At 66.4% G+C, this 19,837-nt stretch carries 21 protein-coding genes and 1 pseudogene; 15 read left to right on the forward strand and 7 right to left on the reverse strand.

From position 1 onward, the window contains the following. Window positions 1-7: 7 nt before the first annotated feature. Window positions 8-982 carry a cyclase family protein gene (locus tag AC0LPE_RS12210; protein WP_490604562.1) on the reverse strand — a complete coding sequence of 325 codons (975 nt, stop codon included), beginning with the start codon at window positions 980-982 and terminating at the stop codon, window positions 8-10. 125 nt (window positions 983-1,107) lie between these two features. On the opposite strand from AC0LPE_RS12210, the gene AC0LPE_RS12215 reads away from it, so the two are divergent. The 5 genes from AC0LPE_RS12215 (at window position 1,108) to AC0LPE_RS12235 (ending at window position 5,496) form a co-directional block, all read left to right on the forward strand. Then, complete coding sequence (locus AC0LPE_RS12215; protein WP_490604563.1) at window positions 1,108-2,103, forward strand: TetR-type transcription factor C-terminal domain-containing protein; 996 nt, start codon at window positions 1,108-1,110, stop codon at window positions 2,101-2,103. A 57-nt stretch (window positions 2,104-2,160) separates the two neighbouring features. Then, a complete protein-coding gene (locus AC0LPE_RS12220; RefSeq protein ID WP_490604564.1) occupies window positions 2,161-3,414 on the forward strand; it encodes an acyl-CoA dehydrogenase family protein in 1,254 nt (417 codons plus the stop codon). Between the two features lie 106 nt (window positions 3,415-3,520). Beyond that, a complete protein-coding gene (locus AC0LPE_RS12225) occupies window positions 3,521-4,117 on the forward strand; it encodes a hypothetical protein (protein WP_490604565.1) in 597 nt (198 codons plus the stop codon). A gap of 133 nt (window positions 4,118-4,250) precedes the next feature. Beyond that, window positions 4,251-4,691, forward strand: coding sequence for a VOC family protein (locus AC0LPE_RS12230; RefSeq protein ID WP_088899020.1), 441 nt, complete (start codon window positions 4,251-4,253; stop codon window positions 4,689-4,691). A 73-nt stretch (window positions 4,692-4,764) separates the two neighbouring features. After that, window positions 4,765-5,496, forward strand: coding sequence for a DJ-1/PfpI family protein (locus AC0LPE_RS12235; protein ID WP_490604566.1), 732 nt, complete (start codon window positions 4,765-4,767; stop codon window positions 5,494-5,496). A gap of 13 nt (window positions 5,497-5,509) precedes the next feature. On the opposite strand, the gene AC0LPE_RS12240 is transcribed toward AC0LPE_RS12235, so the two are convergent. Beyond that, on the reverse strand, window positions 5,510-6,577 hold the full coding sequence (locus AC0LPE_RS12240) for a coiled-coil domain-containing protein (protein WP_160875364.1): 1,068 nt from the start codon (window positions 6,575-6,577) through the stop codon (window positions 5,510-5,512). Here AC0LPE_RS12240 and AC0LPE_RS12245 point away from each other — a divergent pair. The 4 genes and pseudogenes from AC0LPE_RS12245 to AC0LPE_RS12260 form a co-directional block, all read left to right on the forward strand. Further along, window positions 6,576-6,761, forward strand: a complete 186-nt coding sequence (locus AC0LPE_RS12245; RefSeq protein ID WP_229564879.1) for a hypothetical protein — start codon at window positions 6,576-6,578, stop codon at window positions 6,759-6,761. The two genes, AC0LPE_RS12240 and AC0LPE_RS12245, sit on opposite strands and share 2 nt — an antisense overlap. A gap of 432 nt (window positions 6,762-7,193) precedes the next feature. Beyond that, window positions 7,194-7,919, forward strand: coding sequence for an aspartate/glutamate racemase family protein (locus AC0LPE_RS12250; RefSeq protein WP_490604567.1), 726 nt, complete (start codon window positions 7,194-7,196; stop codon window positions 7,917-7,919). A gap of 290 nt (window positions 7,920-8,209) precedes the next feature. Beyond that, a complete protein-coding gene (locus tag AC0LPE_RS12255) occupies window positions 8,210-8,665 on the forward strand; it encodes a nitroreductase family deazaflavin-dependent oxidoreductase (protein ID WP_088898977.1) in 456 nt (151 codons plus the stop codon). A gap of 131 nt (window positions 8,666-8,796) precedes the next feature. Continuing rightward, window positions 8,797-8,940, forward strand: a pseudogene (locus AC0LPE_RS12260) (LysM peptidoglycan-binding domain-containing protein); the annotation flags it as partial. 99 nt (window positions 8,941-9,039) lie between these two features. On the opposite strand, the gene AC0LPE_RS12265 reads toward AC0LPE_RS12260, so the two are convergent. Further along, window positions 9,040-10,293: an IS256 family transposase gene (locus tag AC0LPE_RS12265; protein WP_490604568.1), complete on the reverse strand. Its 1,254-nt coding sequence runs from the start codon at window positions 10,291-10,293 to the stop codon at window positions 9,040-9,042. Between the two features lie 121 nt (window positions 10,294-10,414). On the opposite strand from AC0LPE_RS12265, the gene AC0LPE_RS12270 reads away from it, so the two are divergent. Beyond that, the gene (locus tag AC0LPE_RS12270) at window positions 10,415-10,726 is read left to right on the forward strand and encodes a LysM peptidoglycan-binding domain-containing protein (RefSeq protein ID WP_490604569.1); all 312 of its coding nucleotides are present in this window, start codon (window positions 10,415-10,417) and stop codon (window positions 10,724-10,726) included. Window positions 10,727-10,753: 27 nt separating this feature from the next. Here AC0LPE_RS12270 and AC0LPE_RS12275 read toward each other — a convergent pair whose 3' ends face one another. Both AC0LPE_RS12275 and AC0LPE_RS12280 read right to left on the reverse strand, forming a co-directional pair. Continuing rightward, the gene (locus tag AC0LPE_RS12275; RefSeq protein WP_490604570.1) at window positions 10,754-11,191 is read right to left on the reverse strand and encodes a carboxymuconolactone decarboxylase family protein; all 438 of its coding nucleotides are present in this window, start codon (window positions 11,189-11,191) and stop codon (window positions 10,754-10,756) included. 99 nt (window positions 11,192-11,290) lie between these two features. Beyond that, window positions 11,291-11,665, reverse strand: a complete 375-nt coding sequence (locus AC0LPE_RS12280) for a winged helix-turn-helix transcriptional regulator (protein WP_490604571.1) — start codon at window positions 11,663-11,665, stop codon at window positions 11,291-11,293. A 121-nt stretch (window positions 11,666-11,786) separates the two neighbouring features. Between AC0LPE_RS12280 and AC0LPE_RS12285 the strand changes: the two genes are divergently transcribed. From AC0LPE_RS12285 to AC0LPE_RS12300, 4 genes are all read left to right on the forward strand, one after another. Beyond that, entirely contained in the window at window positions 11,787-12,632 is an 846-nt protein-coding gene (locus AC0LPE_RS12285; RefSeq protein WP_490604572.1) for an SDR family oxidoreductase, read from the forward strand. 50 nt (window positions 12,633-12,682) lie between these two features. Continuing rightward, window positions 12,683-15,175 carry an aminopeptidase N gene (gene pepN, locus AC0LPE_RS12290; RefSeq protein WP_088899018.1) on the forward strand — a complete coding sequence of 831 codons (2,493 nt, stop codon included), beginning with the start codon at window positions 12,683-12,685 and terminating at the stop codon, window positions 15,173-15,175. Next, window positions 15,172-16,302, forward strand: coding sequence for a site-specific integrase (locus AC0LPE_RS12295; RefSeq protein WP_490604573.1), 1,131 nt, complete (start codon window positions 15,172-15,174; stop codon window positions 16,300-16,302). Before pepN ends, AC0LPE_RS12295 begins: the two co-directional genes overlap by 4 nt. Window positions 16,303-16,430: 128 nt before the next feature. Next, complete coding sequence (locus AC0LPE_RS12300; protein ID WP_490604574.1) at window positions 16,431-17,132, forward strand: DNA alkylation repair protein; 702 nt, start codon at window positions 16,431-16,433, stop codon at window positions 17,130-17,132. Between the two features lies 1 nt (window position 17,133). On the opposite strand, the gene AC0LPE_RS12305 is transcribed toward AC0LPE_RS12300, so the two are convergent. Continuing rightward, complete coding sequence (locus AC0LPE_RS12305) at window positions 17,134-17,523, reverse strand: hypothetical protein (protein ID WP_490604575.1); 390 nt, start codon at window positions 17,521-17,523, stop codon at window positions 17,134-17,136. Between the two features lie 294 nt (window positions 17,524-17,817). On the opposite strand from AC0LPE_RS12305, the gene AC0LPE_RS12310 reads away from it, so the two are divergent. Beyond that, complete coding sequence (locus AC0LPE_RS12310; protein ID WP_230825897.1) at window positions 17,818-18,783, forward strand: recombinase family protein; 966 nt, start codon at window positions 17,818-17,820, stop codon at window positions 18,781-18,783. A gap of 725 nt (window positions 18,784-19,508) precedes the next feature. Here AC0LPE_RS12310 and AC0LPE_RS12315 read toward each other — a convergent pair. Then, window positions 19,509-19,814 (reverse strand): hypothetical protein, encoded by a 306-nt coding sequence (locus AC0LPE_RS12315; RefSeq protein ID WP_071935021.1) that lies wholly within the window; start codon window positions 19,812-19,814, stop codon window positions 19,509-19,511. Window positions 19,815-19,837: the final 23 nt, after the last annotated feature.

The following is a 19,837-nucleotide window of genomic DNA, read 5'->3' on the forward strand; positions in this document are numbered from 1 at the left end:
GTTCGCCTCAGCGGATGACGATGGGATTCACCGGGGCGCCGGTGCCGTTGACGATCTTCAGGGGCGCGGCGGTGTAGAGGAAGCTCCATCGGCCATCCGCAGCGCACGCGTCGGCGAGGTCGTCGAGCCAGGCGATCTCCGTCAGCGTGACACCGAGATTGCGCATCAGCGCGCAGTGCAGCGGCAGTGCGACGCCGCTCTGCGGGTCGTAGGTCACCTCGTTGGCGATCGTGTCGGTCACCAGGTTCGGAATCTCCTTGTCCTGGAACCACTCGACGAGTTCGGGGGAGTAGGTCAGGCCGGGTTCGCAGAATCCGTCGTAGAACTGCTCGGGGTTGTTCAGCTCGTACCAGTACTTGAGCCATCCGGTGCGGATGATCAGGATGTCGTGCGGCTCGATGGTCACACCCTGTGCGGTGGCAGCTTCCTCGAGGTCGCGGTGGTCGAAGGTTTCACCTTTGTCGAGATAGGGCTTCCCGCGATGGCGGGCCATGTCGATGAGGACGCCGCGGCCGACGACGCCCTTCTCCGCGATCGGGAGGACGGAGGCCTTGTCCATTCCTCCGACGGTGCTGCGGGCGTCGTATCCGTTCCAGAGTTTGCCGTCGTACCAGACGTGTCCGAGTGCGTCGTACTGGGTCGATCCCTGGAGGAAGACCAAGGCGGTGTCGTCGGCGTAGTGCAGGCCACCCGGGAAGGCCGGAGCCCCGTCGCCGTCCCAGGAACTCTCGTCGAGCACGTTCTGCCGCTTGATTCCTTCGCGACCCGGCCAGAGCGGGTCGCCGGGGCTCTCGGCGCGTCCCATGTGGATCTGGAGCGTGAAGGTCTCGCCCGACTTGACGTGCTGGACGCCGCGCAGAACTTCTGCTGCGTCGAGGTAGTTCAGTGCACCCAGCTCGTCGTCGGGTCCCCACTTGCCCCAATTGTTCGGCGCGTTCTCTCCGAGCAGTTCACGCATTGCGGGAGCGTCGACCTCGGTCATGTTGTCCTCCATCGGGTAAACAGCGGGAGCGAGCACACGCTCGGTGTCGCCTATGGTGCACATCACACTTGCCGACGTCAACGGTTCGATATTTTCCTGAAAAGGACTGCGAGACAGTCGTGCAAATGGATACGCTGCCCGGAACGGTCGAGGGTCGGGTGAGCAGTGTTCAACTATTCCAAACACGGGAGTTGTCGGTGAGCGCGGTTTCGGTCGACAGGTCGGCGTCGGTCGGGGCCGGGTTGCGCCAGGTACGGACGGCGCGCGGCATGACACTGCGGGGCCTGGCGCAGCGCATCGACGTCAGCCCGGCCACGCTGAGTCAGATCGAGAACGACAAGACCGGACTGACCGTCGAACGCTTGAACCGGATCGCCGACGTGCTCGGGGTGAGGCCGACGGAGATCCTCGAAGCCGGTCTGGTGGCACCCGCAGTACCTGCAGAGGAACCGGTAACCCTCATTACGACCCGGTCGGACCGACCCGGACAGGTCGAAGCGCGCCGGCAGTGGCGTGAGTACGAGCCGTTGTCGCTCGCACCCGTGGTCCAGGCCGCGCTCGAGGAGATTCTCGCCGTGGGTTACCACGGCACGAGCATGCGCGAGATCTCCAAGCGCTGCGGCCTGTCGGTTCCCGGCATCTACAACTACTTCACCAGCAAGCAGGACATCCTGATGACGATCTATCAGGTGACGATGGACGATCTGGAGCAGCGCACGCGCGGCGCACTCGCCGAAGGGGCCGGCCGAGATCCTGTCACGGTCTTCACCTTGTTGATCGAGAACCTGGCGCTGTACCACACGCACCGGCGCGAACTCGGCTTCATCGGTGCCAGTGAGATGCGTTCTCTTACAACGGAGAATCGACGGATCATCGCCAACAAGCGGAACTGGCAACAAGCGGTCGTCGACGAGAAGGTGCTGGCCGCCGTGCGCGCCGGATCGTTCCGGGTCCGCAATCCCGAGGACGCCGCTCGCGCCGTGGTTTCGATGTGTACCGCTCTCCCCACCTGGTGGCGACCCGGCGGGCGGATGAGCCCGGAAGAAGTCGCGAACCTCTACGTGGAGTACGCCCTCGATCTCATGCAGTACCGAGGCGCAGACCTCGACCGCGGTCCCTGACCGAACCTCGACCCCGTTTCACGACGTCCCCGACCGAACCTTCGAGGGAGAAACCGTATGACCGACGTAGCCAACAGCATGCTCACCGCGCAGACGAACACCGGATCACTGGATCTTCGACCGTCTCCCAGAGCGCTCGAACTCGAACAGGCGCTGGTGGAGTTCATGCACAGCCATGTGTTCCCCGCCGAACACGAATACGAGGCCTACCGCCGCAACGTCGGTCCCGACGACCACACCGTCCCACCCGTCATCGAGACCCTCAAGCAGGAGGCCCGCAAGCGCGGTCTGTGGAATCTGTTCCTGCCCTCCGAATCCGGCATCGGGCAGCTCGACTACGCCGGGCTCGCCGAGATCACCGGCTGGAGCCTGCATCTCGCGCCGGAAGCCACCAACGGGCAGGCTCCCGATACCGGCAACATGGAACTGCTCCACCTGTTCGGCACCGATGACCAGAAGAAGCGGTGGCTCGATCCTCTGCTGAACGGGGAGATCCGGTCCGCCTTCTCGATGACCGAGATCGCCGTGGCCAGCTCCGACGCCACCAACATCGAGACCAGGATCGAGCGCGACGGCGACAGCTACATCATCAACGGTCGCAAGTGGTGGACCAGCGGCGCCGCGGATCCTCGCTGCAAGGTGCTGATCGTCATGGGCAAGACCGACCCCGCCGCCGACACCCACCGTCAGCAGTCCATGATCCTGGTGCCGATCGACACTCCCGGTGTCACGATCGTCCGCGACCTGCCGGTGTTCGGACGACACGACCAGCACGGTCACTGCGAAGTCGTCTACGACAACGTCCGCGTGCCCGCCGAGAACCTCCTCGGGGAGGAAGGTGGTGGCTTCGCCATGGCGCAGGCACGTCTCGGACCCGGCCGCATCCACCACTGCATGCGCGCACTCGGTGCCGCCGAACGGGCCCTGGCGCTGATGACCACGCGCGCGCAAGGGCGTGTCGCCTTCGGCAAGATACTGGCCGAGCAGGGTGTCGTGCAGCATCAGATCGCCGAATCGCGCGTCGCGATCGAACAGGCCCGGCTGCTGTGCCGTCTTGCGGCCAAGACCATCGACGAACACGGGAACAAGGCCGCCGCCCCGTACGTGTCCGCCGCGAAGGTCGCAGTGCCGCGCATGACCCTCGAGGTCATCGACCGGGCGATCCAGGTGCACGGCGGCGCGGGTATGAGCGACGACGTTCCCCTGGCCGCAATGTACGGCTGGCACCGCGCCATGCGCATCTACGACGGCCCCGACGAAGTGCACCTGCGCACGATCGCCAAGAACGAACTGCGCAAGTACCCGAAGTGACCGCGCTCCTCGTACGGATGGGGACGCGGCCGATCGAAGGGCCGGCACCGTAGGCCGATCACGACCGTGCGTCGGACTCTCGTTCCACTCGACATACTGTCTGCCTATGGCCGCCGGTTTCGAATTCTCCTGGGCTCAATTCCTGTGGATCGTGCTCATCCTCGTGGGCGTGCCGACCCTGATCGGCGTGAGCACGGTGTGGGTTGCCTGGCAGCGGGAGCGTGTCGGTGTCCGGAGTCCGTCGAGCGACCACGAGCAGACCGGTGATCGACCCGTGGGTCTCGGCCGGCGCGGCCTGTGGGCGACCGGTGCAACCGCATTCGCACTCGGATTCTTGTCCTGCGCGGGCTGGTTGAGTTGGTCGGCGGAGCACGACGGAGAATTCCGAGGCCCCGGCCTGCCCGCACCGAACGAGTTCCCCACCTGGCAGGTGATCGCCTGCGGAGTGACTGTCGTGCTGGCGTGCCTCCTTTCCGCTCGTCGATCCCGCTGGGTGGTGAGCGGCGGACTGGCTGCCGCAATCGGCACGGCGGCAGGGTTCACCACCGCCTTCAGCGTGGTTGCCAGTACCGACGACACCGGTCAGGCGGGAGTGGGTGTGATGCTGTCGGAGATCGGATGGGGCATCGGGCTGTGTCTGCTGATGCTTGTCAGGGCCGCTTGGATCAGAGTTGCGCGTCGCAGAGCGGTGGGCGCGTCGTAGCTCATCGATGCGGTGGATCGATGCGGTGGTGGGAAACGATCCGGTGTCCCGCCGAGTCCGTGGAATGTCGAGATCCGAGCACCGGCTCCGTCCCTGCAGCAAACGGACGAGACAACATCGAAGGATGGATCCCATGGCACACGTACGACGTTTCGATCATGTCGGCCTCACCGTCTCGGACCTCGACGCCGCGACGGCGTTCTTCGTCGGCCTCGGCTTCGAGGTCGAAGGCACCGGCACTGTGCAGGGCGACTTTCCCGCGACCGTCTGCGGTCTTCCCGGCACGCACTGCGACATCGTGATGCTCCGACCCCCGGACGGAGGAGCCCGGCTCGAACTCTCGAGGTTCATCGCACCCGACCACCTTCCCGGCTCGCCGACGGCGATGCCCAACGAGCTCGGGATCCGCAATGTGTCGTTCGAGGTCGGCGATCTCCACGCTGCCGTCGATGCTGTCGCCGAGCGGGGATACGGCCTCGTCGGGGGCATCGGTGAGTACGAGAACAGTGTGCGAATGGCGTACGTGCGGGGACCCGACGGGATCATCGTCTCGCTGTTCGAACAGTTCGGTTGACGCTCGTCCCTACCCGCGGAGATCGGCACCGAAAGTCTGAGTACATGCGTGCGCAGACTGCTAGGGTGCCGGAGTGCAGATCGCCATCGTCGTCTTCCCGGGTCTGACCGCACTGGATGTCGTCGGACCGTACGAAGTGCTCCGGTACCTTCCGGAGGCGGACGTGCGCTTCGTCTGGCACGAGACCGGACCGGTCGTTGCCGACAGCGGAATGCTCGCGCTCGGCGCGACACACACGTTCGACGAGACACCGTGCCCGGACATCGTGCTCGTACCCGGGTCGGGGACAGCCATCGCCGTCGCCGCCGAGGACGAACTCCTCCGCACATGGCTGCGCAGCGCACACCGGACCTCGACGTGGACCGTCTCCGTATGCGGCGGCGCGCTGATTCTCGCCGCGGCGGGACTCCTCGAGGGCCGACGCGCGGCGTCGCACTGGCAAGCGCTGACGGCGTTGCGCGCGTTCGGAGCGGTTCCGTGTGGTGACGAACGGGTGGTCTTCGACGGCAAAGTCGTCACCTGCGCCGGCGTCTCCGCCGGAATCGACCTGGCACTTTCGCTCGCGGCCCGGATCGCGGGGGAGGAACGCGCGAAGGCGATCCAGCTGATGATCGAGTACGACCCCGCCCCGCCGTTCGGCAGCGGTCACACCAGTTCGGCGTCGCGGCATACGAAAGTGCTGGCCAACGCACTTCTCACCCGCGACGCCGTTCGCGTTTCCAATATGACCGCGGCAAGTCGTTTGGCGTGGTCGACGGTGATCGACGGAGTGCGCGCTCGCCGATCGCGGACACGCGCTCGATGATCGGCCGGCCGGTTCAGCTCGTCCCGGCCGTTCTCGCTGCATCCAGTTCGGCACGGAGAGAACTCGATTCGGTCTTCAGCGTCAGATTCTCCGCCTGAAGCGTCCTCGTCTCGTCGCGTAAGGCGGTGATCTCGTCGCGCAGTGCCGACAGTTCGGCCCGCAGTTCGTCGCCACGCGCCCGTGCTGCGGTCTCGGCCGCCTGGGCCGTCGCGGCGGTGATGCGCGATTCCTCGAGTCGGCTCCGTAGCTCGGAGGTGCGGTCGCGCTCGGTGGTGAGCTCGGTGTCGAGGCGTTCGCGGGTCGCGACCTCCCGGTCGAGCGCGGCCTGCAGGCGCGCGAGCTCGGCTCGCAGATCGGTGATCTCGACGGTCGCGCGCTCACGCTGGGCAGCCGCGTCGTCGAGTTCCCGTCGCTGTGCGGTGAGCGACTCGTCCTGCTGAACGATCGTCGCTCGCAGGTCGCCGACAGTTCGTGTGTGCTCGGCGGTCGCTGCCTCGAATTCGTCCTTCCACCGCTGCAGTGTTGCGGCGTGCTCGTCCTTCAGCCGAGTCAGCTCGGCGTGATGCGCTTCCTCGAGTCGGCGCACCTGTTCGGTGTGTGCGGTACGAGCGTCGGCGAGTTCGGCATCGACGGCGGCCACTGCGGCGTCGGCGTTGTCGCGGTCCTCGATTGCCTGGGCGAGTTGTTCGCGTAGCCGGACGATCTTCGCGTCGGCGTCGGCTTTGACCTTCGCGAGTTCGGCGGCCGACCGCGTCATCTGAGCCTCGAGGGCCTCGGCGTCGGTGAGCTTGTCGACCGCGGTGGTGATCCGCTCGGCGATCGCCGAGTACTGCTCGACGGTGTTGGTGGCCAACGCGCGTAGTGCAGTGGTGGCGGCCGTGAGCGCGGAGACCGCATCGTCCGGGCTCTCGACGACCGGTGGGGCCATGCCGGCAGCTTCCTTCTTGGCGCGCTCGCGTTCGCGATAGGCGCGCACGCGGTCGGCTGCGGTGGCGTACTTCCGGGGGCGTCCCACCCGAGGCTTGCTCGAGTCGTCCTCGTCGGTGGTCGCTTCGCGGGCGGGGGAGTGTGCGTCGGTCATGGATGTCCTCGTCGTGGCGCCGAAATCGCAGGTCGTAGGTATCGTACCGCATTTAGTTACGTTATTACAGAACAAGACCGTAATGAAACGAAACGATATGAAACATGCTGAACTGGCCAAACAACGTACGATTTCCGGTTTCGTAACTACTATCGCCATTGAAACCGCTCGCTTTCGTCCATGATCGAGTGGGAGCACTGATCGTCATAATCCCCACTTATGACGATCAGGTACGCGCGCGGATCGAAAACTGTGTACCCCTCGGATCGGCAGACCGGAAGGGTTGCCGAGGAAGGAGGGCCCTGGACTGTGGCGCCGGTCACCGAGTGTGCGGAGTGGGAGTTGTCTACTGTCTGCCTCAGCCGGCGGATGCGATGAAACACAGTGCAGCGCTGGGCAGTCTGTGCTCGGCCGAGCGCGCGTACCCGCACACAGAAGAGAAGAGGTAATCGAATGGGCTCTGCAGCAACGTTCCTCGCGGATGTTCTCGTCGCCGTCATCACGCAGTTGATCGAGACCGGATCGTCGTCCGGATCCTGATCCGTCACCGTCGTGGTCGCTCTCCCGCTCGTCACACGGAGAGCGACCACAGGCGCAGGACAGAGGGGGTGCAGGGGTGGAACACGTCGGGATCCTGGGCCACAGCTGGGAAGGTGCCTCGCTGTGCTGGCGCGAGGTGTGTCAGCACAGCGACCGTCTCGGGCACCCGGCACATCCGGACGTCACCATGGACTGCATCTCCTTCGAGCACTGCATGCCCGCATGGGAGCGTGGCGACTACGAAGCGGTGCGCGCAGTGCTTGCCACCAGCGTCGATCGTCTGGCCCGGGCCGGCTGCGACTTCTTCGTGTGCCCGGACAATACGGCCCACCTCGCGCTCGAAGCACCCGGTGATCCACTCGCGATTCCCGGGCTGCACCTGATCGACATCGTGGCCGACGCAGCGCAGCGTGCCGGGCACCGACGCGTCGGCATCCTGGGAACGCGGTTCACCATGCAAGGCCCTCTGTATCCCCGCGAACTGGCGGCACGGGGAATCGAGGCCGTCATCCCGACAGGCGGCGACCAGAACCTGGTACACGCGGCGATCTTCGACGAACTGGTGCACGGCATTTTCCCGGACGAGACGCGGACGTCCTTCGTTGACCTCATCGGCAGACTCGCGGACTCCGGATGCGACGCGGTCGCGCTGGTGTGCACCGAGATCCCACTTCTGGTCTCCCCGGACGACTCGCCGTTACCCGTACTGGACTCGACACGACTGTCCGGACAGGCGGCCCTCGAGGTGGCACTCGGAACGCGCGACCTGCCGACCTGGCGCGGCGGACAGTTCCGGCGATAACAGGCAGGTAGCCACGGCGGGTCGTAGCATCGAGCATATGGTCCTCTTCTACGAGATCGCCCTCGTGATCGCGTCGGTGCTCATCGCATGGTTCGCGGTGTACGTGCTGTACCGTCTCGTCACCGACGAATCCACCAGCCGGCACTGACAGGTCGCCGCCCGACCGGCCACATGCGGACATGTCGGCCGCACTGCCCCGGCTCAGGGAGCCCGGGGTACGTCGGACGTCGGTGCCTCAACCTTGTCGAACACGTTCCGAGTGCCGTACGCGACGGGCATGAGGGCAGACCATGACCGACAGTTCGTTCCGTCCCGAGCGCACCTACCGACCGAGCCGGTGGCGACACATCGAGAACGTCGCGATGAGCACGTTTACTCGTGCGGGATTGGTGCCGCACTCCTATCTGCTGGCCACACGCGGTAGGCGCACCGGGAAGATCCGCCGCAACCCCGTGCTGGTCGTCGATCTGCACGGAAAGCGCTGGCTCGTGGCCCCCTACGGATCGGTGGGGTGGGTGCACAACGCGCGTGCTGCCGGCGATGTCGAGCTCAGCAGGCGTCGCGACACGCGCCGCTACTCGATCCGCGAGGTGTCAGCGGAGGAGGCCGGGCCCGTCCTGCGGCGGTACATCGAGCTGGCGTCCGCCACCCGGCGGTATTTCGAGGCGAGCAGGAACGATCCGGTGGAACGATTCGTCGCAGAGGCCGGTCACCATCCGGTCTTCGAGCTGCTGCCACCGACGTAGTCGACGGAACTTTCATACGAGATTCGGGTAGCGCGCTACGCGTGTGCCTGCCGCCGATGGTGAGCACCATGATCCTCGTCGATTCGATTCGAATCGCGGACGCTCTACAACCCCGAGGCACGGTCATGGTTACGAAATACGACGTGGTCGCAGGCGACACCCTCTCGAAGCTGGCGCAAAGGTTCTACGGTGACGCGACGCTGTTCCCCGTCATCGCTGTTCCGAACGGCATCACCGATCCGAACGAGATCACTGTCGGTCAGGAGCTGCTCATCCCGTACATCACCAGACGGCATACCGTCGCGTCCGGCGAGACACTGTCGGGTCAAGCCCCGATAGGTGGTGTAGGACGGTGATCCTTTCTCCTGTCCTGACTATGCAGCAGGAATCGCGGCGGCAGGCTCTGTAACCACCTCCCCGCAGGACTCCGGCTCCGCACCAACGGCACGACAACGAGCCAGCACCTCGAGCCCGAGATACCGCCGACCCTCCGCCCATTCATCGGTCTGCTCAGCCAGAACAGCACCGACCAGCCTGACGACCGCGTCGCGGTTCGGGAAGATCCCCACCGCATCGGTCCGACGCCGGATTTCTCGATTGAGCCGCTCGGCCGGATTGTTCGACCACACCTGAGTCCACACATCCTTCGGAAAAGCACTGAACGACAACAGATCCGGGCGAGCATTACCCAGGTGCTCAGCCACCGCCGGGAGCCGGTCCTCGGTGTACTCGACGAGACGATCGAACTGAGCATCGACCGCATCGGCCGTCGGTTGGTCGTAGACCGAATGCAACATCGCCTTGACCGCCGGCCACATGCTCTTCGGACACACACCCATCAGGTTCGCCGCGTAGTGGGTCCGGCACCGCTGCCACGCAGCACCGGGCAGGTTCGCCGCGATCGCATCGACCAGACCACGGTGCGCATCGGAGGTGACCAACCGGACCCCGCTCAGACCGCGGGCGACCAGGTCGGCGAAGAAGGTGTTCCATGCCGGACCGGTCTCGCTGGTGGCCACGTGCAGGCCCAGCACTTCGCGGTGCCCGTCGGCGTTGACTCCGGTGGCGACCATCGCGACTGCATTCACGACCTGCTTGTTCTCGCGGACTTTCATCGTCAATGCGTCGGCGGCGACGAACGTGAACGGGCCCGCGTGATCGAGGCGGCGTTGCCGGAATGCGGCAACCTGCTCGTCGAGGTCCTCGGCCATGCGTGAGACCTGGGATTTCGACAGTGCGTTGATGCCGAGGGTTTTGACCAGCTTGTCCATCCGGCGGGTGGAGACCCCGGCCAGGTAGCAGTCGGCGACCACGGTGATCAATGCCGCCTCGGCGCGTTTACGGCGTTCGAGGAGCCATTCGGGGAAATACGTTCCGGATCGGAGTTTGGGGACGGCGACGTCGATGGTGCCGACGCGGGTGTCGAGGGGACGGTGCCGGTATCCGTTGCGCTGATTGACTCGTTCGGTGGACTGTCGGCCCCATTCGGCGCCGCAGACCGCGTCGGCCTCGGCGGACAGCAGGGCGTTGATCATGGTTTGCAGCAGTTCGCGCATCAGATCGGGCGACGCGTCGGTCAGGGCTTGGTGCAATACGCCTGCAGGGTCGACAATGTGGGGTGCGGTCATCGTGATGACTCCGTTCGAGGATTCTGTGGAAGGTTGACTCGAAGGATCACGCGGTGACCGTTTCACGTCCAGCAGCGACACGCTGCCGGTTGTGTTGCTGGTCACCGGGTTACACCACTCTATGGGGCACTACTCACTGTCGGGATTGGCGCAACACTTCTACGGCGACGGGACCCTGTTCCCGGTGCTCGCGGCGGCCAACCACATCGCCGACCCGAATGTCGTTCAGGTCGGCCGCTCGCTGTTGATCCCCGAACTCAGGGACGTGGGGCACCACACTGTGGTCGCCGGCGAGACCCTGCGGGCTCTGGCGGAGGACCACTACGGGAACGCGGAGATGTTCGCGATGATCGCGGCTGCCAATCACATCGACGATCCGAACAGGATCACCGTCGGGCAGGTGCTGTTCTTCCCGAACCTCACCAACTTCTGACCAGAGGGCCCGTGAGGCCGGTGCGGGTCACGGGGCGACGGGGTAGTGGCTCCGCACCGCGATGCGGTTCCACGCGTTCATGACGATCGCAAGCCATGTGACCGCAGAGACCTGCTCGTCGTTGAGTGAACCGTTGTCCCACTCGTGCCGACCGGGTTCCATGGGGTGCGTGACTTCTTCGGCCAGCGCGAGCGCGGCCCGCTCCTGGTCGGTGAAATACCGCGACTCCCACCAGGCCGCGAGGACCGCGAGACGATCGGTGATCTCACCCTTCTCCAGAGCGTCCCGCGTGTGCATGCGCAGGCAGAACGCGCATCCGTTGAGCTGCGACGTGCGGATCTTCACCAGTTCGGCGAGCTTCGCATCGAGACCGGCCTGGGCGACGGCCTCCTCGACCTCCTTGTTCAATGCCAGCACGCTCTTGTAGGCGGCCGGGTGCTGCTTACCGAGATTGACGTGCGCCATCGTGGATGTCCTTCCGGCGGGCGACACCGGCCGGAGCGACCGGCCGCTTCATTCTGTCAGTCGCATCCGGGCCGGTGGGGGTGGTTCGCGCCGCCCGGATCAGTGGCTGCGGTCGTACTCGTGCTGCGCGGCGACGATCTCGGGCATCGACTCCTCCACGACGTCGATGAGCGTCAGCAGGGGCGCGGTGATGCGGCGTCCGAGGTCGGTGAGCGAGTACTCGACGTGCGGAGGGATCGTCCCCAGCACGGCGCGGTGGATCAGGCCGTCGCGTTCGAGGGTCTGCAGGGTCTGCGACAGCATGCGTTCGCTCACGCCGTCGACCCGGCGGCGCAGTTCCGAGAACCGGCGCGTGTCGTCGACGAGGGCTGCCAGCACCAGCACACCCCAGCGTCCGGTGATGTTCTGCAGCACCGGACGTGACGGGCACTCGCGCGCGAAGACGTCGGCTTCGGGGAGGCGATCGGTGCTCATGAACGCCGAGTATACGACGGCTATGAGAACGAAAGGTACTGACTCAAGAGGTTGCACTTACTAAAAGTAAGTGCTGGAATGGTGGCGTTCCCGATCCCGCTCGACCACTTCGAGGAGTCCCATGTCCATCGCTGTCACCGGAGCCGCCGGCCACCTCGGCCGCCTGACCATCACCGCTCTCCGCGCCCGCGGAGTCGCCGCCGGCGACCTCGTCGCCATCGTGCGCGACGCGGCGAAGGCCGCAGATCTGGCCGCCGACGGGGTGCAGGTCCGTGTTGCGGACTACGCCGATGCGGCGGCCCTGCGCGACGCGCTGGCCGGTGTCGACAAGCTGCTTCTCGTCTCCGGCAGCGAAGTGGGGCAGCGACTGCCCCAGCACACCAACATCATCGACGCCGCCAAAGCCACGGGCGTCGCGTTCATCGCCTACACCTCGATCCTGCACGCGGCGACGAGCCCGCTGATCCTCGCCGGCGAACACAAGGCCACCGAGGAACTGCTCGCCGCCTCCGGCATCGAACACACCCTCCTGCGCAACGGCTGGTACTGGGAGAACTACGACAACTCGGTCGCAGCGGCCGCTGCCTCCGGGGCGCTGTTCGGCTCGGCCGGCACAGGCCGCGTCGCCGGAGCGGCCCGCAAGGACTTCGCCGAAGCCGCCGCCGCGGTCCTCACGACCGAGGGACACGCCGGTGCCGTCTACGAACTCGGCGGTCAGCGACTGACCTACGCCGACCTGGCGGAGGTCCTCTCCGGCATCGTCGGCGTACCCGTGACCTACAAGGATCTGCCGAAGGAGGAGTACGCCACGATCCTCGAGAACACCGGTGTGCCCGCACAGTTCACGGCAGTGCTCGCCGACTCCGACGCGGGCATCGCCGTCGGCGCGCTCGACACCGACAGCGGAGATCTCGAACGCCTCATCGGACGCCCCGCCACGCCGGCGGCCGAAGCGATCGGTGCCTGACACCCGCTAATCCCGTCGAGTCCGGGCGCGTGATGGCAGGATCGGGACTCGTGAGCTCCGCGAATCTGACCCGTGCCGAAACCGCCGCGCGCGCCCGCGCACTCGACGTGCACTCCTACCGCGTCGAACTCGACCTGCGGGGTGCCGTCGACGCCCGACGCACCGGATTCCCCACGGTCACGACGCTCGAATTCACCGCCTCCACCGACGAGGCCTGGCTCGATTTCATCGGCGACTCCGTCGAGTCGGTGACGATCAACGGCGAGCTCGTGCCCGTCGTCTACGACGGCGCGCGGATCACCATCGGTGGTCTGAAGGAGATCAACGTCGTCACCGTCGTCGCGACCGGCCGGTACAGCCGGTCGGGGGAGGGGCTGCACCGCTTCGTCGACCCTGTCGACGGCGAAACCTATCTCTACACCCAGTACGAGCCGGCCGACGCCCGACGCGTGTTCGCGTGCTTCGAACAGCCGGATCTCAAGGCGCCGTTCACCTTCGTGGTCACCGCCCCGCGCCGCTGGCAGGTGCTCTCGAACGAGGCCGCCGAGCGCACGGTGCAGCGCGACGACACGCAGACCGTGACGTTCGCGCCGACCCAGCCGATCTCCACCTACATCACCGCGATCGTCGCCGGCCCGTACCACCGGGTCGACGCGTCGTGGAGCCGCGACGAGCTGACGGTGCCGCTGGGGGTGCTGTGCCGCGCCTCGCTCGCCGAGCATCTCGACGCCGACGAGATCGTCGAGGTGACCCGGCAGGGCATGGACTTCTACGCCGAGCACTTCGACTATCCGTATCCGTTCGGCAAGTACGACCAGGTGTTCGTGCCCGAATACAACCTCGGCGCGATGGAGAACCCCGGCTGCGTCACCTTCACCGAGGCGTACGTCTTCCGTGGCGCCGCAACCGCCGCCCAGCACCAGGGGCGCGCCAACACGATCCTCCACGAGATGGCCCATATGTGGTTCGGCGACCTGGTGACCATGAAGTGGTGGGACGACCTGTGGCTCAAGGAGTCGTTCGCCGACTTCATGGGCGCCTTCACCAGCGCCGAGGCCACCAAGTTCACCGACGCGTGGGTGGCCTTCGCGAACCGCCGCAAGGCCTGGGCGTATCTGCAGGACCAGCTGCCCACGACGCATCCGATCGTCGCCGACATCGTCGACCTCGAGGCCGCGAAACTGAACTTCGACGGCATCACCTACGCCAAGGGCGCGAGCGTGCTCAAGCAGCTCGTCGCCTATGTCGGCCGCGACGCCTTCTTCGAAGGTGCCCGCCGGTACTTCCGCAAGCACGCCTTCGGCAACACCACCCTCGACGATCTGCTCGTCGAACTGTCGAGCACCTCCGGCCGCGACCTGACGTCCTGGGCGCAGGCGTGGCTGCAGACCACCGGGGTGTCGACCCTGCACCTCGAAGACTCCGGGACCGGGTACGAGATCGTGCAGAGCGATCCGCGCCCGCATCGCCTCGCCGTCGGCTGCTACGACCCCGACGACTCCGGCGACCTCGTGCGCACCCACCGCGTCGAGGTCGACCTCGCCGACGAACGCACCCCCGTCGACCTGCCCGAGGCGGCGCTGGTGCTGCTCAACGACGACGACCTCACCTACGCGAAGATCCGCCTCGACGCCCGGTCGCTCGACACGGTCGAGTCCTCCTTGGACCGCGTCCGCGAACCGCTCGCGCGCGGCCTGCTGTGGTCGGCGCTGTGGAACGCGACCCGCGACGGGGAACTCGCCGTCGACCGCTATCTGTCGATGGCCGCCCGGTTCGCCCCGCACGAGGCCGACATCGCGCTGCTCACCGCCGTGCTCGCCAACGCCGCCCAGGCCGTCGAACACTATGTGCCCGACTCGGCGCGCACCGACGCGCGGCGTCGCTGGCTCGACGCGGTCTGGGACGGGATGCACGGCGCCGCACCCGGCAGCGACGCCCAGTTGGCGTTCGCCCGCGCCGTCGGTGTCGCGGCGAGCGTCGACGACCGGCACGCCGCCGACCTGCGAGCGATCCTGTGCGGCACCGTCGCACCGCCGGAGGGTCTGCGCCTCGACCCCGACCTGCGATGGAGCTGGTGGGCGGCGCTGACCACCACCGGCGACGCCGACGAGGCCGACCTCGACGAGGAACTGCGCACCGACGACACCGCCTCGGGACGCACCGCGCACCTGCGCGCACTCGCCTCCCGTCCCCGCGCCGAGGTCAAGGCGCACGCGTGGGCGACGATCCTCGCCGACCACACCCTCACCAACGACCACCTCGACGCGACCATCGCCGGGTTCCGCGCCGGGGCGCGCCGCGACCTGATCTCCGCCTACGACACCGACTACTTCGCCGTGCTGCAGGAGACCTGGACGAGCCGCAGCATCGAGATCGCCCGCCGCATCGTCGTCGGGTTGTTCCCCGCGGCCGACAGCCTCGAACCCGTCGACACCTGGCTCGAGGCCCACACCGACGCCCCGGCCGCGCTGCGGCGGCTGGTGATCGAACAGCGCGACCATCTCGCCCGCGACCTGCGTGTCCAGAGGATCAACACGCCGTGACCAGCCCGGATCTGCCCCTTCCCGAGGTGCCCGCGGTCCCGGATACGGTCGCCACCGCGATGCGGCGGCTGCGGGAGAAGGCGACCTCGGAGAACACTCGCGCCGCCCAGATCGGCGACTGGACGATCTTCACCCGCTGGTGCGAACGCACCGGGCACAGTCCGATGCCGGCCACCGCCGAGCAACTGAGCTGGTTCCTCACCGAGAAGGCCGCCGAAGTGCGCCCGGACGGGCGCTGGGCGTACGCGCCGTCGACGCTGTCGCGGTGGGTGTCGACCATCAACAAGATGCACGCCCTTGCGGGCCTACCGAAACCCGGTGGGCACGAATCGGTTCGGGACCTGCTACGCGGCATCCGACGCGACCGGGCCACCCCGCCGGCGCGCCGGACCCCGCTGCTCACCGACGACATCCGCACCATCCTCACCGCGATGCGCACCGAGGCGGCCGACGCCGGGTGGGCCGAACGCGTCGCCGAACGTCGCGACGCGGCGCTGCTGCTCGTGGGGCTGGCCGGGGCGCTGCGCCGCTCCGAGCTCACCGGCCTCGACGTCTCCGACGTCGTCCCGCACCGCGCCGACGGACTCTACGTGACGGTCCGTCGCTCCAAGACCGACCGCAGTGCGCGCGGCCGCACGGTCACCCTGCCGTACGGGTCCGATCCGCACACCTGCCCGGTGTGCGCCTATCGACGCTGGCGGGAGGTGCTCGACGCCTGGGACGAGTCCGGACGCGAGGCCGTCGTCGACCTGCTCGGCACTGACCCGGCCGACCCGGCCGAGCACTGCTGCCGCGGTCTCGCGGCCGGGCGCACACAGGACGGCGACCGGCCCCTGTTCCGGCCGGTTCACCACAGCGGCACGGTGGGGACGACCGCGCTGTCGGGGCAGTCCGTGCACTCGATGATCCAGCGCCGCGCCCGCCGCGCCGGATTCAGCGACGACCTCGTCGCCACCCTCGGCGGACACAGCCTGCGGGCCGGGTTCGTCACCCAGGCGGTGCGCGGCGGCGCGACCACGCAGACGATCATGACGCAGACCGGGCACGCGGACGAACGGATGGTCGCGCTGTACAGCCGCCACCACGCCGGTCTCGTCGGCAACGCGGTCACCCAACTCGGCCTGTGAACGGATCCGGGTGGATCCGACCCCGCTCAGCGACGCCGAACCCACCCGAATCGACGATGGAACCAGCCCAGGCCGTTGCCCGACGCTCGTAGGCTGAGGCGCGACCGACATACGGACAGGAGATCGCGGTGGCACAGACGAAAACGGACGCTCCGACCATCGACGAGTTGCTCACCGAACTCGCTGCACTCGACGATCCGAAGATCCGCGCGGTGAACGAGAAACACGGCGACGACCACGGCGTGAACCTCAGCGCCCTGCGCGCCGTCGCCAAGCGGGTGAAGACGCAGCACGAGCTCGCGCAGCAACTCTGGGCCACCGGCGACACCGCCGCCCGGCTGCTCGCGCTGCTGATCTGCCGCCCCAAGGCGTTCACCGTCGACGAGCTCGACGCGATGGTCCGCGAGACCGGCACCCCGAAGGTGCACGACTGGTTCGTCAACTACGTCGTGAAGAAGAACCCGCACGCCGAGGAACTGCGCGGCCGGTGGATGACCGATCCCGATCCGGTCGTCGCGAGCGCGGGATGGGCGCTCACCGCCGAGCGCGTCGTCAAGAACGCCGACGGACTCGACCTGTCCGGCCTGCTCGACATCATCGACGCTCAGATGCGCGACGCCCCCGAACGATTGCAGTGGGCGATGAACACGTGCCTGGCGCAGGTCGGCATCGAACACCCCGACCATCGGGCCCGCGCGCTCGACATCGGCGAACGCCTCGAGGTGCTGAAGGACTATCCGACGTCACCGGGCTGCACGTCACCGTACGCGCCGGCCTGGATCGGCGAGATGGTGCAACGGAAGAACGAGGCGAAGGCCACCCAGCCGTAGCTCACGCCACGTCGAGTGTGCGGATCTGCTGCCGGATCTCGTGCCACCCGGTGGTCCTTCCCGTCAGCAGCCACACCCGGGCGTCGATGTCGTCGCTCACAGGTCCGCGCACCTCACGGATCTCGGTGAAATACGGTTCGAGGTCGAACGGGTCGGCACCGGTGAACAGCACATCGGTGCTCGACTCGTCGGGAAGAGGGAAATAGCCGTACGCGCGGTTGGGCTGTGCGCCGACAGATCCTCGTACGCGCCCGCGGTGCTCGCGGCGATCCGTTCCCCGACGTCGCTGTTGGACATCGGGACCGAGACGGACGGCACGAGCGCGGCGAGCGCCACGCCGATCACCACCCAGCTCGCGGGCGATCAGCGCGACGACCACGACCGCAGCCACCGTCGCCACGATCGCCGGTATCCGCAGCACGAGGGGGTAGCCGTAGTACTCGGGAAAAATCGGGCGGATATGGCTGAGTGCACGCCTATGGTCTGTGGAACCGCGCGGGAGTGGCCGGCGGCCGGGAGGTGGCGGGGGTTGAGGCCGAGACGGTAACCACCACCTTTGGTTGTGTCGAAAAACCTTCGTTTCTCGACAGGGTTGAGCGTGAAACCGTTTATCCAGGTCGAGGATGTTGAATACCCGTGTCGAGAAACTACGTCGGATAACCTCACCGTCGGATATTGTCGACACGTGCTGATCGGCTACGCCCGCGTCTCGACCGGCGACCAGAACCCGAATCACCAGATCGACGCGCTGCGCCGGGCCGGCGTTTCCGACGAGAACATCCACGTCGACCACGCCTCCGGCGCGAAGGCATCCCGCCCCCAACTGGATCTGGTGCTCAGGTTGCTGAGACAGGGAGACCAACTCGCGATCACACGCCTCGACCGGCTAGGCCGCTCGGTACTGCACCTGATCGGCCTCGGCGCCGAACTCCGGGAAAAGGGCGTCGGCCTGAAGGTGCTCGAACAGGGCATCGACACCGCCACCGCAGAGGGCCGCGCCATGTTCGGGATGCTCTCGGTGCTCGCCGAGCTCCAACGCGAGTTGATCGTGGCCAACACCCGCAATGGGCTTGCCGCAGCCAGGGCTCGCGGCCGCAAGGGCGGGCGCCCACCGAAACTCACTGCCGAGCAGGTCGAGCACGCTCAACGTCTCTACGACGCCAACACGCACACCGTCGCCCAGATCGCCGGACTGCTCGGCGTGCGCCGCACCACTCTTTATGGGCACCTGAGCAAGTCCGACGATGTATCGGCAGGTTCCGAGACAACGACCTCTACCGACCTTGGCCTGGACATACTCGAGCACCCCGTCCCGGTGCGGAAGACACGGGGTGCCTGGCCGAGTTGCGGGCACGAGCCCAGCACCCGATCCGAGGCCGCTCACCAACGCGCCGACGTGGCCGTCACCTGGCTACACCGAGACCTCGACGTCCCTGGCGAAATCGTCGCTCGAAACCATTGCCGCAATTGCCAACCTGAAGAACCTGCTGTCGATGTTGCCTGCACCGTCTGTGGAGACGGCCCCATCCTCGCCGGAGAATTCGCCGCCGAAATCGACACCAACGACGTCCTGCCCGATCCGGTACAACAGTGGCTCACCGACGCCGGATGGCAAACGGACCCAACGCTGCTGTGCCCCGAACATGCCTGAATGGCCAGTCGGGTCCTGGGTCCGCCTCTTGCCCGCGCCGAGTTGTCCACATAATCAAAACCCCACGCAGGTGCAACAGAACTCGCCCGCCTGCCATGCCGGGGTCAGTATTCACATGCCGTCGACACTCTGCGTCGACGTTGGGCAGGTGCACCTATACGCGACCTCGACGCCACGCCCACACGGACAGCCCGATTCCTACGACAGACGCCACCGGTAGCAGCCATCTCATCCGATTCCACATGGTGATCTCGTGGTACTGCTCGCTCGACAGGAATTGCCCTGTCGGTGTTCTCGGACCGGACAAGTCCCACCAGAGACTCCCGGAACTGCTCATGGCCTGTGGCCAGGCCATGAAGACCCCTACCGAGGTTGCGATCATGAGGCACGTGACAGGGAATACCATCCAGAACCAAGGGGATTCAGGGGTCCGCTCATGTCGGGAGCCCTTTGGCAGAACCACACACGCCACCAATGCCACAACGCCGAAAGCACAGAATATCAACCACGCCACGACCTCGATGGTAGTGGTCCACTGCTGCACACTCCTGGAGGCGTATGATCGTCGTCCACGATGGGCAAAGAGATCATATCTCGGGCCTAGGTCCGGGCGTCTCTTATGCGGTGCGAGCGGTAGCAACTGGCTCTGAGCGCGTACAGGCCAGCGGCGGACCTGTTTGTTCTCCAGATGAGAACCTGGAGAAGGTAGTCGACGGGACCGATCGTTAAAGGAAATCGATCGCGTAGACCTCTTCGGTCTCTCTATTCCCGGGTTCGGATATGATTCGGGCCTTGGAGGCTGCCATTTCGATGCCTGCCCCATCGGGATGGTCGATCTTGTAGTAGACCGCTATCCGGTGAAGCAAATCGATAATTATCTCCGCTCGACTACCCTCGTTCTGTCGACGTTCGTCCGGACGGAACAAAATTCGACTGTAGCGCTCGTTGCCCATAGACACGCGATCGGGAATGAAGTCGCGAGCATAGCGCTCGATGGTGGATCCCCAGATCGGCAGGTTGTCGTAGAACACAAGGTTAGATGGGCAGAGATAGT

It is taken from the genome of Rhodococcus sp. S3 (assembly GCF_058211795.1).